Source organism: Nocardia sp. CDC519, from assembly GCF_059509835.1.
The window spans coordinates 5,387,326-5,401,924 of the sequence record NZ_CM183377.1 but is presented as its reverse complement, the minus strand read 5'-3'; the positions used below and the strand labels follow the sequence as shown (position 1 = coordinate 5,401,924).

The 14,599-nt window shown below is 68.3% G+C and carries 19 protein-coding genes and 1 tRNA gene; 9 read left to right on the top strand and 11 right to left on the bottom strand.

Going from position 1 to position 14,599, the window contains the following annotated elements; genetic code table 11:
* Window positions 1-429: 429 nt before the first annotated feature.
* On the top strand, window positions 430-1,440 hold the full coding sequence (locus AC5W7N_RS24400) for a zinc-binding dehydrogenase (protein WP_495922259.1): 1,011 nt from the start codon (window positions 430-432) through the stop codon (window positions 1,438-1,440).
* Between the two features lie 226 nt (window positions 1,441-1,666).
* On the opposite strand, the gene AC5W7N_RS24395 is transcribed toward AC5W7N_RS24400, so the two are convergent.
* On the bottom strand, window positions 1,667-2,098 hold the full coding sequence (locus AC5W7N_RS24395) for a nitroreductase family deazaflavin-dependent oxidoreductase (RefSeq protein ID WP_195021165.1): 432 nt from the start codon (window positions 2,096-2,098) through the stop codon (window positions 1,667-1,669).
* A 114-nt stretch (window positions 2,099-2,212) separates the two neighbouring features.
* On the opposite strand from AC5W7N_RS24395, the gene AC5W7N_RS24390 reads away from it, so the two are divergent.
* Window positions 2,213-2,286 (top strand) — tRNA-Ile (locus tag AC5W7N_RS24390).
* 275 nt (window positions 2,287-2,561) lie between these two features.
* Here AC5W7N_RS24390 and AC5W7N_RS24385 read toward each other — a convergent pair.
* Complete coding sequence (locus AC5W7N_RS24385) at window positions 2,562-2,846, bottom strand: DUF4383 domain-containing protein (protein ID WP_490725052.1); 285 nt, start codon at window positions 2,844-2,846, stop codon at window positions 2,562-2,564.
* Between AC5W7N_RS24385 and AC5W7N_RS24380 the strand changes: the two genes are divergently transcribed.
* On the top strand, window positions 2,836-3,012 hold the full coding sequence (locus tag AC5W7N_RS24380) for a hypothetical protein (RefSeq protein ID WP_490725051.1): 177 nt from the start codon (window positions 2,836-2,838) through the stop codon (window positions 3,010-3,012). The two genes, AC5W7N_RS24385 and AC5W7N_RS24380, sit on opposite strands and share 11 nt — an antisense overlap.
* 369 nt (window positions 3,013-3,381) lie before the next feature.
* Here AC5W7N_RS24380 and AC5W7N_RS24375 read toward each other — a convergent pair whose 3' ends face one another.
* From AC5W7N_RS24375 to AC5W7N_RS24355, 5 genes are all read right to left on the bottom strand, one after another.
* A complete protein-coding gene (locus tag AC5W7N_RS24375) occupies window positions 3,382-3,642 on the bottom strand; it encodes a DUF4235 domain-containing protein (protein ID WP_490725050.1) in 261 nt (86 codons plus the stop codon).
* Window positions 3,639-4,001, bottom strand: coding sequence for a DUF3618 domain-containing protein (locus tag AC5W7N_RS24370; protein WP_228806750.1), 363 nt, complete (start codon window positions 3,999-4,001; stop codon window positions 3,639-3,641). The genes AC5W7N_RS24375 and AC5W7N_RS24370 overlap by 4 nt, the downstream gene beginning before the upstream one ends.
* Window positions 3,998-4,408: a phage holin family protein gene (locus tag AC5W7N_RS24365; RefSeq protein WP_163817769.1), complete on the bottom strand. Its 411-nt coding sequence runs from the start codon at window positions 4,406-4,408 to the stop codon at window positions 3,998-4,000. Before AC5W7N_RS24365 ends, AC5W7N_RS24370 begins: the two co-directional genes overlap by 4 nt.
* A 33-nt stretch (window positions 4,409-4,441) precedes the next feature.
* Window positions 4,442-4,867 (bottom strand): DUF4383 domain-containing protein, encoded by a 426-nt coding sequence (locus AC5W7N_RS24360; RefSeq protein ID WP_163817781.1) that lies wholly within the window; start codon window positions 4,865-4,867, stop codon window positions 4,442-4,444.
* 151 nt (window positions 4,868-5,018) lie between these two features.
* A complete protein-coding gene (locus tag AC5W7N_RS24355; protein ID WP_490725049.1) occupies window positions 5,019-5,600 on the bottom strand; it encodes a TetR/AcrR family transcriptional regulator in 582 nt (193 codons plus the stop codon).
* An 88-nt stretch (window positions 5,601-5,688) separates the two neighbouring features.
* Here AC5W7N_RS24355 and AC5W7N_RS24350 point away from each other — a divergent pair, with 88 nt between their 5' ends.
* Window positions 5,689-6,726 (top strand): beta-ketoacyl-ACP synthase III, encoded by a 1,038-nt coding sequence (locus AC5W7N_RS24350; protein ID WP_490725048.1) that lies wholly within the window; start codon window positions 5,689-5,691, stop codon window positions 6,724-6,726.
* Window positions 6,727-6,792: 66 nt separating this feature from the next.
* Here the strand turns inward: AC5W7N_RS24350 and AC5W7N_RS24345 are convergent, their stop codons facing one another.
* On the bottom strand, window positions 6,793-7,158 hold the full coding sequence (locus AC5W7N_RS24345) for a PepSY domain-containing protein (protein WP_490725047.1): 366 nt from the start codon (window positions 7,156-7,158) through the stop codon (window positions 6,793-6,795).
* 120 nt (window positions 7,159-7,278) lie between these two features.
* On the opposite strand from AC5W7N_RS24345, the gene AC5W7N_RS24340 reads away from it, so the two are divergent.
* Both AC5W7N_RS24340 and AC5W7N_RS24335 read left to right on the top strand, forming a co-directional pair.
* The gene (locus tag AC5W7N_RS24340) at window positions 7,279-7,956 is read left to right on the top strand and encodes a response regulator (RefSeq protein WP_163817760.1); all 678 of its coding nucleotides are present in this window, start codon (window positions 7,279-7,281) and stop codon (window positions 7,954-7,956) included.
* 4 nt (window positions 7,957-7,960) lie between these two features.
* Window positions 7,961-9,541: a sensor histidine kinase gene (locus tag AC5W7N_RS24335; RefSeq protein WP_495922257.1), complete on the top strand. Its 1,581-nt coding sequence runs from the start codon at window positions 7,961-7,963 to the stop codon at window positions 9,539-9,541.
* 12 nt (window positions 9,542-9,553) lie between these two features.
* Here the strand turns inward: AC5W7N_RS24335 and AC5W7N_RS24330 are convergent, their stop codons facing one another.
* Window positions 9,554-10,507, bottom strand: a complete 954-nt coding sequence (locus AC5W7N_RS24330; protein WP_163817756.1) for an acyl-ACP desaturase — start codon at window positions 10,505-10,507, stop codon at window positions 9,554-9,556.
* Window positions 10,508-10,872: 365 nt separating this feature from the next.
* Here AC5W7N_RS24330 and AC5W7N_RS24325 point away from each other — a divergent pair, with 365 nt between their 5' ends.
* From AC5W7N_RS24325 to AC5W7N_RS24315, 3 genes are read left to right on the top strand one after another with little or no spacing between them, the layout of a single operon-like run.
* On the top strand, window positions 10,873-11,217 hold the full coding sequence (locus tag AC5W7N_RS24325) for a YciI family protein (protein WP_163817754.1): 345 nt from the start codon (window positions 10,873-10,875) through the stop codon (window positions 11,215-11,217).
* Complete coding sequence (locus tag AC5W7N_RS24320; protein WP_490725044.1) at window positions 11,181-12,506, top strand: RNA polymerase sigma factor; 1,326 nt, start codon at window positions 11,181-11,183, stop codon at window positions 12,504-12,506. Before AC5W7N_RS24325 ends, AC5W7N_RS24320 begins: the two co-directional genes overlap by 37 nt.
* Window positions 12,503-12,922: a hypothetical protein gene (locus AC5W7N_RS24315; RefSeq protein WP_163817752.1), complete on the top strand. Its 420-nt coding sequence runs from the start codon at window positions 12,503-12,505 to the stop codon at window positions 12,920-12,922. Before AC5W7N_RS24320 ends, AC5W7N_RS24315 begins: the two co-directional genes overlap by 4 nt.
* 76 nt (window positions 12,923-12,998) lie before the next feature.
* Here AC5W7N_RS24315 and AC5W7N_RS24310 read toward each other — a convergent pair whose 3' ends face one another.
* Both AC5W7N_RS24310 and AC5W7N_RS24305 read right to left on the bottom strand, forming a co-directional pair.
* Window positions 12,999-13,502 (bottom strand): hypothetical protein, encoded by a 504-nt coding sequence (locus tag AC5W7N_RS24310; protein WP_495922252.1) that lies wholly within the window; start codon window positions 13,500-13,502, stop codon window positions 12,999-13,001.
* Window positions 13,499-14,485 carry a DNA polymerase III subunit beta family protein gene (locus tag AC5W7N_RS24305; protein ID WP_495922251.1) on the bottom strand — a complete coding sequence of 329 codons (987 nt, stop codon included), beginning with the start codon at window positions 14,483-14,485 and terminating at the stop codon, window positions 13,499-13,501. The genes AC5W7N_RS24310 and AC5W7N_RS24305 overlap by 4 nt, the downstream gene beginning before the upstream one ends.
* Between the last annotated feature and the right edge of the window lie 114 nt (window positions 14,486-14,599).

Below are 14,599 nucleotides of genomic sequence, written 5' to 3'. Positions count from 1 at the left end.
GATGACGGAATTTCTCATCGCGCTGGCGCTGCTGCTGGTCGCGGTCGCGGCGGCAGTGGCGATCGTCTTCCTCGTGAAGCAGCGACGTTTGGCAGAAACAGCCAGGTCCGAGCGTACCCGGGGTTCGCAGCGGACGCGCGCCGATCGCCGGACGGGTAGGCGTCGCACCAGCGGCGGATCTGCGGCCGCCGCGGGCGGTGGATGGTGGATCGCGGGATCCGGTGACTCGGGCGGTGGCGACTCCGGCGGAACCGGTGGCGGATGCGGTGGGGGAGGAGGCGGCGGGGGCGGCGGCTGTGGGGGTGGTGGCTGTGGGGGTGGTGGCTGAGCCGGACGGATCGAGTGACGGCCCCTCGGTGCTTGACCTGAACCATGCTTCAGGGTCGAGGCTCGTCGTATCCGAAGATCCGGAGACGATGGAGGTTGGTCATGCGAGCGGTGTACGTCACGAAGTTCGGCGGTCCAGAGGTTCTCGAGGTGCGTGATGTGCCCGAACCCGTCCCCGGGGCGGGAGAAGTCCTGGTCGATGTGGTCGCGGCCGACGTCATGTTCCTCGACACCCGGCTGCGCTCCGGGTGGGGGACCGACTTCTTCCCCGTCGAGCCGCCTTACGTGCCGGGCGGCGCGATCGGCGGGGTGGTCGCCGCGGTCGGCCCGGACGTCGACCCCTCCTGGGTCGGCACGCGGGTCAGTACGGCGACCGTGCGCAGCGGGATCGGCGGTGGCCTGCCGATCGGTGGATACGCGGAGAAGGCACTGGCCAGGGCTGAAACGCTCACTCCGGTACCCGACGACGTCACGCTGGAACAGGCGGTCGCGCTGACCCACGACGGCAAGACCGCGCTGGCGGTCTTCGACCGGGCCGCGATCGAATCCGGCGAGTGGGTGCTCATCACCGCGGCGGCAGGCGGGCTCGGCACCCTGCTCACCCAACGCGCGCGCACCGCCGGCGCGAAAGTGATCGCGGCGGCGCGCGGCGCGGCCAAACTCGAAGTGGCCCGTCGGCTCGGCGCCGACGTGCTGGTCGACTACTCCGAACCCGGGTGGGTGAACGAGGTTCGGGCCGCGACCGGTGGGCCCGGCGCACAGGTGGTACTCGACGGCGCCGGTGGTGAACTCGGAGGCGCGGCAGTCGAAGCACTCGCCGACGGCGGCCGGTTCATCGGGTACGGGTCCGCGGCAGGCGATTTCGCCGCGGTCGATACCGATGCCGCACAGCAGCGGGGTCTCACGGTGCTCGGTCTGTTCGACATCGCGTCCGACGCTACCGATTGGTCTGCCCTGGCCGAGCGTGCGTTGGCGGAGGTCGCCTCCGGGCGTTGGGAAGTGGTGATCGGACAGACTTTTCCGCTGGCGGAAGCCGATCGGGCGCATGCGGCGATCGATTCGCGCGGTGCCATCGGACGCACACTGTTGAGTAACACAAACCGACCGAAATGAATACCAGCGGGTAGCGAATTCTGGGGCTATGGTGCCTGCGTGCTTACCGCAGCAATAGTTGTCATGATCCTCATTCTCGTTGCGTCCGTAGTGCATATCGCCAGCCGTCCACCACGCGGCGCGGCGCTATCGGAACGCGGACGAAGTGCCGGGTCCGGCACGGAACGAGAACGGGAACGTCAGTACTGACCGTCCACCTCCGCCTAGACGGTGGTGCTCGCCCCGGTCATTCGGCCGGGGTGAGCACCACCACCGCGATGGGTCGCCGTGTGCGCGCCTGATATTCGCTGTAGCGGCCCTGATTCACCCGATCCACCAGCTCCCAACGCCGCGCGTACTCCGGGTCGTCCGGCAGCGTCGGCCGGGCCGTGACGCGCAGTGTGCGCCGCCCGATCTGGATCTCGCATTCCGGCCGCGCCTTCAGGTTCGCCAGCCAGCCCGGCGGGCGCGGCGAACCGCCATTCGACGCCGTCACCAGATATTCGCGCCCATCCTTTGCGTATGTGAGCGCCGAGGTTCGCGGTTTCCCCGTTTTACGCCCCACCGTGCGCAACAACAATGTGGGATTCCCGAACAGCAGCCGATGCCCCACCCATCCGCCACTGTGCTCGTAGATCCACTGGTGTGCCTGCAACACTTTCGTGAAAACCCCGGCCATACCAACCCCTCAGCAATAGCGCCAACGCCCCACCCTAACCACGCCCCATCCCGATTGGCCCGCGCCGCGCCCGACCCGGTACCATTCCCAGCACCTGCGGACCCACCGCATCCGGGGGCGGTAGCTCAGTCGGTTAGAGCCGTGGACTCATAATCCATTGGTCGCGGGTTCGAGCCCCGCCCGCCCCACAAACAACCTTCCACCAGCGGAAACGCCCGAAGCTCCAGCTGTCTTTGCGCAGAACAGCGCTCCGTCAGCAATGTATTCGATACTCGACTGGAAGATCTGCGCGGACGGCGTCTCGGCGATCGAGCAAAACCGCTGGCAGCCAAGATGATCGCCCGCAGCCACGCGGGGGCTGGTCGACTTCGCCGGCGGCCCCGGCGCTGTCACCGGAGTCCTGGCTCTGGCAGCCAGTGGCGGAGCTTCGGACCGATGGGGCGCAGCCGGCGGGGTGCCTTGGTCAGCGGGCGGGCAGGGACTTGCGTGCATAGGCGGAGTAGGCGCCGATCGCGGCGACCACGGAGATCAGGGTGCCTTCGATCGCGTGGACGATGTTGCCGAAGGTGTCCACCGCCATCGTGTGCAGCACATTGTCCCCGCCCGCGAGTCCAAGTGCCGCCACGAGCAGGTAGAAGGGACCGCAGGCCACGGTGTATCCGAGAGCGCGGAGGTGCTTCGGGGCGAGGACGAGGCCGGCGATTCCGGTGATCAGGTGGAATAGAGCGTGCCAGCCGTTGACCGTCACCGGGAATGAAGCCGAGGAACTGGATGGTGCAGGCGTGCATGTGGCTGCCGAAGGCCATGTCGGGGTAGATCCCGAACGCGATGATGCCATTGAGGGTGAACCACGCGCCGACGGCGAAGACGAAGAACTGCATCGGCGTGGCCAGCACGGCGTCGACGTAGCGTAGCGCGGCGGCGCGGAAGGTTTCGAAGGTCATCGTTCCTGACATCCCAGTCGTCTCATAATCTCGGGCATGCAGGTCGCATGACCATTCTCGGCCGGGGTTCCGCAGGACAGGAAGCGGTCCGTTGTCGGCGTCTGCGTAGCCGGGGACTGTTCGCGGTGCGCCTGGTCGGCCCGCCACAAGATAATACAACAATTCGGCGTGCGATAGAGAAGTGTAATGCCGCTCGATCATGACCGTCGCGGCGTCACCTCGGACCGTCCGGTGCGGGCAGATGCCGGAAACCGGTCGTTGACCGGTGGTCTGGTCCGGCCGGCATGAGCAAGCAGGAGACTGCGCGGCAGCACAGCTTCGCGCGGTGGCTACCCGGTGTCAGTTCCCCGGCCAGGTGCCCGTGACGCGCTGGTAGCCGGTGGCGCCCGCGCGGTCGACGGCGGCCTTCACCACGCCGAAGATCGCACCCTGCAGGGCCGCGGCGAGCAGGACTTCGCGCCAGCCGTAATCGCGGGAGGTGGCATCGGGGGCGTTGTCCTCGCCGCTCAATCGGCGCCACACCTGGGCGAAGACGGCGCTGGCCGCGATACCGCCGAGGACGCCGACGAGGGCGCCCAGCGGCTTGTAGAGCACCTTCATGCCCGCCTCCAGCGCACGATCAACCAGATCACGGCAAGCGCGGAGACGGCGCCGACCGCGACATAAGCGGGTCTGCGGCGCGCGCTCTCGACCACGCGTCCGGTGCGGTCGACGACCGGGGCTGGCGCGAGATGCCCGGCCTTGCTGCGAGCCCGATCGGTGGTTTCGAGCACGGCCGACTTCGCCTCGCTCACGCGATGCCGGCCGGCTTGCGCGACATCGTGCATCTTGTCCTCGGCCCGGGAGCGGACGTCGAATTTGCCGCTCAGCTCGGCGACGGTTTCACCGAGCTCACGCCGGGTCAGATCGCGGTCCATGCGCAGCAGTTCGGCTTCGTCGGGTTCGAGCTCGCCCATCATCGCCTCCATTCCTTGACCACATCGAGGTCCTCGCGCACACCCTGTACCGCTTCACGCGGAATGGGCGGGGCCGCCTCGGACACGTTCTTCTTGCCGAGCAGTCCGAGTACCGCTGCCACCACGAGCAACGCCCCACCGACGATGAGGGCCGCCGCCCACCCCGGCAGCACCAGGGCCAGCGCCATCACCGCTGCGGCGATCAAGGCGGCGCCGCCGTAGAAGGCCAGCACGCCAGCGGCGCCGGCGAGACCCAGGCCTGCGGCGAGTCCCTTGGTGCGGTCTTGCATTTCGATACGGGCCAGCCGGATCTCGTCACGAACCAGCCGCGAGAGCTGAGTGGTGGCGTCGTCGACGAGTTCGCTGATCGAGCGCGTCTGCGGCGACGGCGCGTGATAGGTCTCTGCCATGGTGAATCCCTCCTCGCCTGTTCGTCTCCCGCGCTATTCGATGATTCCCGGTTGCCGTCCCGTCAGGTGCTGACCGGTGCTGGTCTTGCGGGGCAGGATCACACCGAGCGCGATCATGGCCAGGCCGAGGCCGAAGTGCAGCCAGTTGTCGGCGGTGTCGAGGGGAACGAAGTTGGCGTCGCTGTTCTGATCGATGACGAGGCCGTAGATCCACAGCACGAGATAGATCGCGCCGCCGCCGATCAGGAAGCTGCGGGCAGCGGGCGGATTCGCGCCTGCGATCAGGCCGACGACACCGAAGGCCAGGTGCACGAGGTTGTGCAGAATCGACACGTTGAACAGGCCGAGCAACTGGGCTTCGGAATGATGGCCCGCCCATTCCAGAGTGTCGTAGTTCGTGGTGATGCCCGGAATGAATCCCAGGACTCCTACCAGGAGAAACGCCGCGCCCACGGCCATCGCCGCGAGCTGGATCGGCGTGCGCGCTGTGACTGTGGTGTTGTTCGGCACGGGTCTGGTCCTTTCGTCGCACCGGCCGCGCACGCGTTGCTTGCCGCACGGCCCCGACATCGGCCGGATGCCCGGCAACGGCCTCGGCAAACACCCGCGGTCAACTCGGCGGCAGATAGGTCCTCAGCAGCACCGCGAGCTGGTTGCGTGCGTCGTCGAACGGATGCGCCGACTTCAGGGCGCGGCTCTGCACGATGGCGCCCTCGATCACCGACAACAACAGACCGGCCACCGAGCAGGCGGTGGCGCGTTCGACGCCCGCGGCGACGAGCCCGTCGGCGAGCCGGGCGGTCCATTCCGCGAACGCCTGCCCGGCCGCTGATTGCACGGGCGGGGTCAGTTCGTCCAGTGCGGCCGCCATCATGAACGATCCGGCCCGATAGTCGCTGGTTTCGAGGGCCTCGCGCCAGAAGGCGAAGAGTTCGTCGAGCCAGCCTTCGACCGACGCTGCCGTCGGTAATGCCTCGGCCCTGGCGCTGACGTGCGAATACACCAGCCGCGAGACGATCCTGGCCGCCGTCTCCACCAGCTCGGTCTTGCCCGCGGGGAAGTGCTGGTACAGCGAGTTGCGCGAGGCGTTGCCGCGTTTGAGCAGTTCGCTCAGGCCTGCGGCGTGCACACCGTGTTCTTGCACGGTGCTGATGGTCGCGGCGATCAGTCGGGCGCGGGGTCCGGCTGCCACTGATGTCCTCCAAGCCTTGATTGAACCGATCGGTCCATGTTAGAACTTCGACGACGTGAACCGATCGGTTCACAGGGAGAGGAACCCCGTGCCCGCGCATATCGCCACCGCCACCCCCGTCGCCCATGCCGCCCTACTCGGCCTCGGGGTCTATCGCCCCCGCCGCGTCGTCCCCAACGCCGAGATCGTCGACCGCATCGATTCCTCCGACGAGTGGATCCGCACCCGGTCCGGCATCGCCGCCAGGCACTGGGCCGATGCCGACGAGACCATCGTCGGCATGAGCACCGCCGCCGCCGGTGACGCGCTGAAGGCGGCGGGCCTGGCCGCCGCCGAGATCGACACGGTCATCCTGGCCACGTCCTCGCAGATGGTGCTCGGACCGTCGGCGGGTGCGGTGGTGGCCACCGAACTCGGCATGCACGACACCGCGGCGTTCGACGTGTCGGCCGGATGCGCCGGCTTCTGCTACGCATTGGCCAATGCCGCGAATCTGGTGCGCGCGGGCCAGGCGCGGCACGTGCTGGTGATCGGGGTGGAGCGGCTGTCGGATCTGCTCGACCCGACCGACCGCAGCTGCGCGTTCATCTTCGCCGACGGTGCGGGCGCGGTCGTCGTCGGACCATCGGACACAGAGGGCGTCGGCCCCGTTGCCTGGGGTTCGGACGGCAGCCAGACCGCGGCGATCAAGCAGGACAAGGATTTCCAGCAGTATTTCGCCGAGGTCGCGGAGGCCGAGGCCACCGGAGGAACCACCGAGCGCCCCTATATCCGGATGAACGGCCAGGCGGTCTTCCGGTGGGCGGTCACCTTCTTGGAGAAGGCCTGCCGCGACGCGCTCGAACAGGCGGGCGTCACCGTCGACGAGCTGGACGCCTTCGTCCCGCACCAGGCGAACATGCGCATCACCGATGCCCTCACCCGTGCGCTGCACATTCCCGACTCGGTGGCCATCGCCCGCGACATCATCGACACCGGAAACACCAGTGCCGCCTCGATTCCGATGGCCATGCACCAGCTGCTGCGCACCGGGGCATCGCAACCGGGTGATACGGCACTGCTGGTGGGTTTCGGCGCCGGACTGGCCTACGCGGGCCAGGTGGTGCAGCTGCCCGCCTTCGCCTGAGGCCCGTCACGGCAACGGCATGACGATCGGCCCGGCGCCGCCTCCGGGCCGATCGCTACGGCACCGTCAGTCGTGGTCGACGGTGCCGAGCACCTTGCCGGTGTTGGCGTCGATGGTCACGTCGTATTCGACGCCCGCCGGTGTGCGAACATCGACCTCCCACACCGGGGTACCCAGTTCGATATCGAACTCGGCGGAGGTCGCGACGCCGTCCGGCACCTGCGCGGCGGCGGTGTTCATGGCCTCCTGGCGGTCGATGCTCGGGTTCGCCATCAGCGACCATTCGGTGATCGGCCGGTCGAGGGCGATGGTGTGCTGGGAATCGTTGCCGAGAACCAGAGCGGCGACGCCGATGCCGGCGGCCGCGAGGACCACGGCGCCGACGACGACCCAGCGAAGTCCGGCGGTGGCCCGGCGCAGGATGCTGACCATGATGAAACCTCCTGTGGGAGTGTGCGGTGCGAATGTGGTGACCACTGTGGCAGGGCAATGCTGAAGCCGACCTGAACCAACCTGAAGGACGTTTCAGCAAGAATCTGCCACTCTTGGCGCATGCGTCTGCTGATCGTGGAGGACGAGAAACGTCTCGCCCTCGCACTGGCAAAGGGTTTGTCCGCCGAGGGTTTCGCCGTCGACGTCGTGCACGACGGTGCCGAAGGGCTGCACCGGGCCATCACCGCCGACTACGACCTGATCATTCTCGACATCATGCTGCCCGGAATGAACGGTTACCAGGTGTGCGCGACGCTGCGGGCCGCGGGCCACGAGACGCCCGTGCTGATGCTCACCGCGAAAGACGGTGAGTACGACGAGGCCGAGGGGCTGGACACCGGCGCCGACGACTATCTCAGCAAACCGTTCTCGTACGTGGTGCTCGTCGCCCGCATCCGGGCCCTGCTGCGCAGACGGACCCGGGCGGGCGCCACAGTGCTGCGCGTCGGACAGCTCGTCTTGGATCCTGCCACCCGGTTGTGCCGTCGCGGCGAACAGGAGGTCTCACTCACCGCCAAGGAATTCGCGGTCCTGGAGCACCTGGCCGTCCGCGCCGGTGAGGTCGTGTCGAAAGCCGATATTCTGGAACATGTCTGGGACTTCGCCTATGACGGGGACCCGAATATCGTCGAGGTGTACATCAGCGCGCTGCGCCGCAAGATCGACGCGCCCTTCGCCTGCCGCACCATCCTGACCGTCCGCGGCGCCGGCTATCGCCTGACGGCCGACCGTGCGTGAACCGATGCGACGCCGCAGCTCGCCGTGGAGCTCGGTACGAGCGCGCACCACGACCGCCGCGACGGTCGTGGTGGCGCTGGCGCTGACGGCCACCGGCCTACTGGTGCTCGCAGCGCTCCGCAACAACCTGGTCGAGAGCGCGAGTATGCAGGCGGAGGGAACCGCGCACGATATCGTCGCCCAGCTCGACGCCGGTACCGATCTCGCCCGCCTGCGCTTCCCGGACCCCGATGACGAACCGGCACAAGTTGTTTCGATCGACGGCGCCGTGCTCGCCGCCGACGAGGAACTGACCATCACCGCGCCGCTGACCGACATCACGCCGAAGACGACCGGCGGAGACCACAGTGCTTCCGGTACAGGCGGTGGCGAAGGCGACGAAGGTGAAGAAGAAGACGACGATGACGACGATGAGGAGGACGAGGACTCCGAAGAGGGAAGCTCCGGGGACGAGCCGGCCGAAGGATCGGCCACCGGCTCGAATGGTGGCGCGGCCGCTGAGCGCGCGGGCGCGGGGACGATGGGCAGCGGAGGCCTGGCCGGCGCGGGCTCCGGGGAGGTCACCTTCAGCGACGTCGCGCTGACCCCACCCGACGCCGACACTCCCGAAAACTTCCGGGTAGCCGCACTACCGGCCACCCTTGCCAACGGCCAACCGGTCATCGTCTACGCGGCCGCCTCGCTGGAAACCGCCGACAGCGCCGTCGCCGATGCGCGACGCGCCATGCTGATCGGGCTGCCGTTGCTGCTGGCCGTGGTCGCCGCCGTGACCTGGCTGGTCACCAGGCGAGCCTTGCGGCCGGTGGAAGCGATCCGCCGTGAGCTCGCCGAGATCATGCACGGTGATCTCTCCCGCCGGGTCCCCGAACCACGCTCGCACGACGAGATCGGCAGGCTGGCCGCCACCACCAACGAGACGCTCGCCGCACTGGAGAAATCCTCGGAACGCCAGCGGCGCTTCATCGCCGACGCCGCTCATGAATTGCGCAGTCCGATCGCCAGCCTGCGCACCCAACTCGAGGTGGCGCAAGCGCATCCGGATCTGCTCGAAATGGACGGTGTGCTCGGCGATACCGTCCGGATCCAGCAGCTCGCGGCCGATCTGCTGTTGCTGGCCCGGCTCGACGCGGGTGAGCAACGGCGGACCGATCGGGTGGATCTGCGGACATTGATCGAGCAGGAGATCGCACACCGGATCGGTGACCGCATACCGGTGGCGTGCACGCTGCCCGACGAGGCGATCGAGGTGGCCGGAAGCCGCTCGCAGCTCGCCCGGGTACTCGGCAATCTCGTCGATAATGCCCAGCGGCACGCGGAAACGTCGGTGCGGGTGGGTCTCACGCGCACGGCGGGCACCGCTGTCATCGACGTCGTCGACGACGGCTCCGGCGTCCCCGAGGCCGATCGGGAACGGATCTTTCAGCGTTTCGTTCGCCTGGACGAGGCCCGCAGCCGCGACGATGGCGGTGCCGGACTCGGCCTCGCCATCGTCCGCGACGTCGTCGAACGCCATGAGGGCGTGATCCGCGTCGAAGGGACGCCGCAGGGTGGCGCCCGCTTCGTCGTCGAACTCCCGGTGGTGTGAGGTCCGGATCCGCTATCCCACGCGGGCCGCTTCGCGGGCCGCTTCCCGGGCGAGAATGCGCTCGCGCTGCTCCTCGAACTTGATCACGTCCCGGGTCAGCTTTTCCATGTACTCGCCGAGCTCTTCCCGGCTGCGCTCGCCGCGTGGCCCGAAATCGTTGCGCTTGAACACATTCCAGATGCGCAGCACGGGCAGCACGACCTCGTCGAGGTGCTGGCGCAGGTCGTAGATGCCGTGCTTGACCATCAGCACGCCGTTGCGGCGCCAGTTCGGCATGCCGGTGCCCGGCATGGAGAACGTCTTCACGATGTGGGTCACCGACTCCATCGTCTGATCCGGGGCGATGTCGAAGGCCGCCGCGGTGACGTTGCGGTAGAACATCATGTGCAGGTTCTCGTCGGCGGCGATGCGTTGCAGCATGCGATCGGCGATCGGATCCTCGCAGACCCGTCCGGTGCTGCGATGGCTGATCCGGGTGGCCAGCTCCTGAATGGTCACGTAGGCGACCTGGTCGAGCACGCCGCTGAAGCCCTCGGGTGCGTGTACACCACGGGTCATGTGCACCATCCGGTCGTTTTCCAGAGCGACGGGATCGACGGCCCTGGTGCAGATCAGATAGTCGCGCATGGCGATGGCGTGCCGGTTCTCCTCGGCTGTCCACCGGCCCACCCAGGTGCCCCAGGCGCCGTCCTGCGAGAAGTTCTCCGAGATCACCCGGTGGTAGGAGGGCAGGTTGTCCTCGGTGAGCAGATTGGTCACCATCGCGACCTTGGCGACCTCCGACAGCCGCGATTGCTCCGGATGCCAATCCTGTCCGCCCATGGCCGCGAAGTTGCGGCCCTCGTCCCACGGCACATAGTCGTGCGGATGCCAGTCCTTGGCCGTGGCCAAGTGCCGGTCGATATTGGTCGCCACCACCGGTTCCAGCTCGGTGAGCAGCTCGAGTTGCGTCAAGTCCCTTGCCATGCAGCGCCTTTCAATTCGATGGAGCACCACGAACATCCCGCTGATCACGCATTCACTGACTGTGCGGCCTAACCGCACCCACACCCTAGACGAGCTCGATCGGTGTGGTGCTCGATTCACGAGCGCCCGGCATCCCACCCTCCGGACCACCCGGCCCCAACCACGAACGGCCGTATCGAGCCGGTAGACGAGTGTAGCGAGCAGAGCCCGGCCACGACAGCGGCCGAGCGTCGCCCGGCTCTCGTGGTCGACGTCGCGCACGCATCTCGATGAACCGTTCCCACCGGCGTCCGGCAATGACTCGGGCCGGTTGTCGGATTCCTGCGGTCCCCGATCGTCTAATGGGTAGAAGGAGGTGAACCGGCATGAAATACGTGCTGATGTTCTGCGAGACCGAGCAGTGGGAGAAGAAGTGGGAGGCGATGGATCAGGAGGAACGGGATCGGGGGTTCGGGGAGGTTCAGGAGTGGTTGGCGCGGTATGCGGACAGGATTCTGCACAATCGCAAGCTGGCCGAGCCCGATACGGCGACGACGGTTCGGCTCGACACCGACGGTGAACCGTTGATCACCGATGGTCCGTTCGTCGAAGGCAAGGAGGTGGTCAGCGGGTATGTCGAGGTCGATGTGGCCGACCTGGACGAGGCGCTGGCGATGGCACGAACCTGGCCCGGATGCCCGCTGGTAGAGATCCGGCCGGTCCTGATGTGACCGAGCCGCGCGCGGCTGCCGTGCTCGCGGACGTGGTGCGCGAGCACGGCAGCAGGCTGGCATCGGCGCTGGTGTCGTTGCTCGGTGATTTCTCCGCCGCCGAAGACCTGGTGTCGGACGCGGTGGAGAAGGCGCTGCGCACCTGGCCGGTGGACGGGATTCCCGAGCAACCGCAGGCCTGGCTGTTCACCGTCGCCCGCCGGCGCGGGTTGGATGTACTGCGACGGGAGGCGAACTACCGCGACAAGCTGCGCCAATTGCAGTGGCCGGTGTACGACGAACCCGACGACCGGCTGCGGCTGATGTTCACCTGCTGCCACCCGGCCCTGTCCCGCGAAGCCCAGGTGGCGTTGACCTCGCGCATGGTGTGCGGGCTGAGTACGGCCCAGCTGGCGAAGGCGTTCCTGGTGTCGGAATCGACGGTGGCCCAACGCATCACCCGCGCCAAACGCAAAATCAGCCAGGCCGGCATTCCGTACCGCATCCCCGCCGACGACGAGCTCGGCGCCCGCGTGGGTGAGGTGCTCGCCGTCATCTACCTGCTCTTCAACGAGGGCTACCTCGCCACCGAAGACGCCGGCGGACGTGATCTGGCCGCCGACGCCGAATGGCTCGCCACCCTGACCGACCGGCTGCTCCCGGGCGAGCCGGAGGTCATGGGCCTGCTCGCGTTGATCCGGCTGCACCGCGCCAGGGCCAGTGCGCGATTCGACGCCGAAGGGCGGATCGTGCTGCTACGTGATCAGGATCGCGCGGCATGGGACCATCCGGCCATCGACCGGGCGATCCGGCTGCTCACCGAGGCAGGCCGCCAGAAACGTCCCGGCCCGTACCAGCTGCAAGCGGCGATCGTCGCCTGCCATGCCGAGGCCCCGAGCTGGGCGGACACCGATTGGCCGCAGATCGTCGTGCTCTACGACATGCTGCTGCGGCTGACGCCGTCACCGGTGATCCGCGTGCACCGCGCCATCGCACTCGCCCACACCGACGGGCCGCGCGCGGCCCTGGCCGAACTGGATGAGCTGGCCGGCCCGCTGGCGAACTATCACCTGCTGCACGCCACCCGCGCCGAACTCCTGCGCGAACTCGGCCGCGCCGAGGAAGCCGTCGCCGCCGACCAGCGCGCCCTCGCACTCACCCGCAACCCCGCCGAGCAGGCCGTGCTCGAGCAGCGCCTCGGCAGGTTCGGAGACCGGCGGCCGACTCCCGCCGCGACACGCAGCACTCGCGGTAGGTCCGCGCGGACGAAGCCACCTACGGTGGACGAAAACCCGAAGGAGCCGCAGTGAAACCTCGTCATTTCGTGGCCGGTGCCGTGCTCGCCGCGGCGGCGCTCGGCCTCGCGCCTGCCGTCGCTTCCGCGCAAGATCCGGAATTCCCGCGCAACGGAGTCATCCCGCCGGGCACCTACCACGTGATCCGCCACCCCTCGAACGTCATCGGATCTCCGCTGGAGAACTGCGATCTGCAAGTGTTCGTGGATGGCAGGACCGTCGTACTGGTCTGCCCGACCTTCAGCCGGGCGGGCCACCAGCGTCCGGTCGGTACCGACGAAACCTATGTGAGCTTCGACTTCGTGCCGATCGGGCTGGATCTGCGCGATATCGACCCACGCCAAGGGCATTGGATCGGGACCATCAATATCGCGGACACCCCGGTCGCCGCGCCGTATCCGCTGGCCGGGGTGACGTTGCAGCGACGCTGATCGGCTTCGCCGCGGGCGATCCCCAGCGCACCCGGATCGCTCGCGGCGTGTTCGCTGCATCAGCGGCCGCCCCGCATCAGCCGCGGTCGCCCGGCCTGCCCGTGGGGGCGGATTCGCGGCGCATGGTGACACCGGCCTCGATGGCGGCCTCGACCTCGTCGAGCGCGGTGCGGATCATGGCGCCGTATCCGTCCGCGCGCAGCGCATCCACATGGCGGCGGGCCGCCGCGACGTGAGCGCGGGCGGCGTCGAAGGAGGCGAGGCGGCGGTAATCGTCGGCCAGATTGAGATGCAGCGACGGGAAGAACCCGCGGACCTCGAGGGCAGCGTCGAATTGCTGTGTGCGGGTGTCGGTGAGCGCTTCGGCGGCATCCAGCGCGCGAATGTTCCAGGTCAATGCCTCGGCGGGATCGTCATGGAGGTCCGCGAGATAGTGGGCGAGGGTGCAGCGGTGCAGCGGGTCGCCGTGCGGGCCGAGGTCGGCCCACAGTTCGGTGAGCGCCGCGCGGGCGCCGTCACCGTCGCCGGCGCGGCCACGAGTGACTGCCTCGGTGATGGCGGCCATGGTCGGATCGGTCATGCGGGATTCTCCTCGGAGTCGGTGGGTAGCCGGGTCGGCATGGCGAGCGTGGTCAGATCGCCGTCGGTGGCCGAGCGGATGACGACGGGCAGGTCGGGTGCGGCGATGTCGAGCATGATGTCGGGGCCGACGGCGGCGGTGAGCGCGGGGAGCAGGGTGGAGCGAGCGAATGCCAGCGCGGTATCCGGGCCGCTCACCGTCGCCGGGAGGACGCCGGCCGCACCGACGGTCAGGGCGCTCCCACGGATCGACATGCGGAGCACGTCCCCACCGGATTCCAGGGCGTCGGTCAGCTCACCGCGTCCCACGATCACCCGGGTCCGCACCGGCGCGAGCTCCGACAGCAGCGCCTGATGGTCCGGGAACTGCTCCTCGATCGTGGCGCAGTGGTGCTCGGTTCCACCACCGGTCAGCTGCACGGCACCGGCGCGCGGGCGCAGCGCGATGTCGGTCTGTTCCATCAACCAGGGCACCGTCCGCGCCAGCTCACCCGCGTCCACCACTCGTGACCAGCTCGCACCCTTCCATGAGTGCGGTACCAGGGTGCGGGTGGTCAGCCGATAGCGATCGGTGGCGGTGAGCACGACGGCCTCGTGCCCGGCTTCGATGAAAATGCCGGTGAGCACCCGGAACTCGCCGTCGCGCGCGACCGCCGATCCGACCTGGCCGATCGCCTCGGCCAGCAGCGCACCCGGCAGCGTCACCCGGGGCAGGGCCGCGAGCTCGGATTTGATCGCGGCAGCCGTCGCCGCGGCTTCCTCGGCCCGGCGCGCCATCGCGTCCACATGCTCGTCCAGGAGCCGCGCCGCCTGGTCCGTCTCGGCGGACAGAATCGTGGCGACGGTATCGAGCCCGATGCCGATATCGCGCAGCTTGCGAATCAGTATCGCGCGTTCGCGCTGGTCGTCGGTGTAGTACCGGTAGCCGGTGGTGGCGTCGACCTCGGCGGGCACCAGCAGGCCGCAGTCGTCGTAGAAGCGCAACGCGCTCGGCGTCAGCCCGCACGCGGGCGCGCCAGCACCCCGATGGTGATCAGTTGCCTGTCCGCAGTCACCCGGCCATCATCGGGCTTCAACCAACTCGAAGGTCAAGCTCAC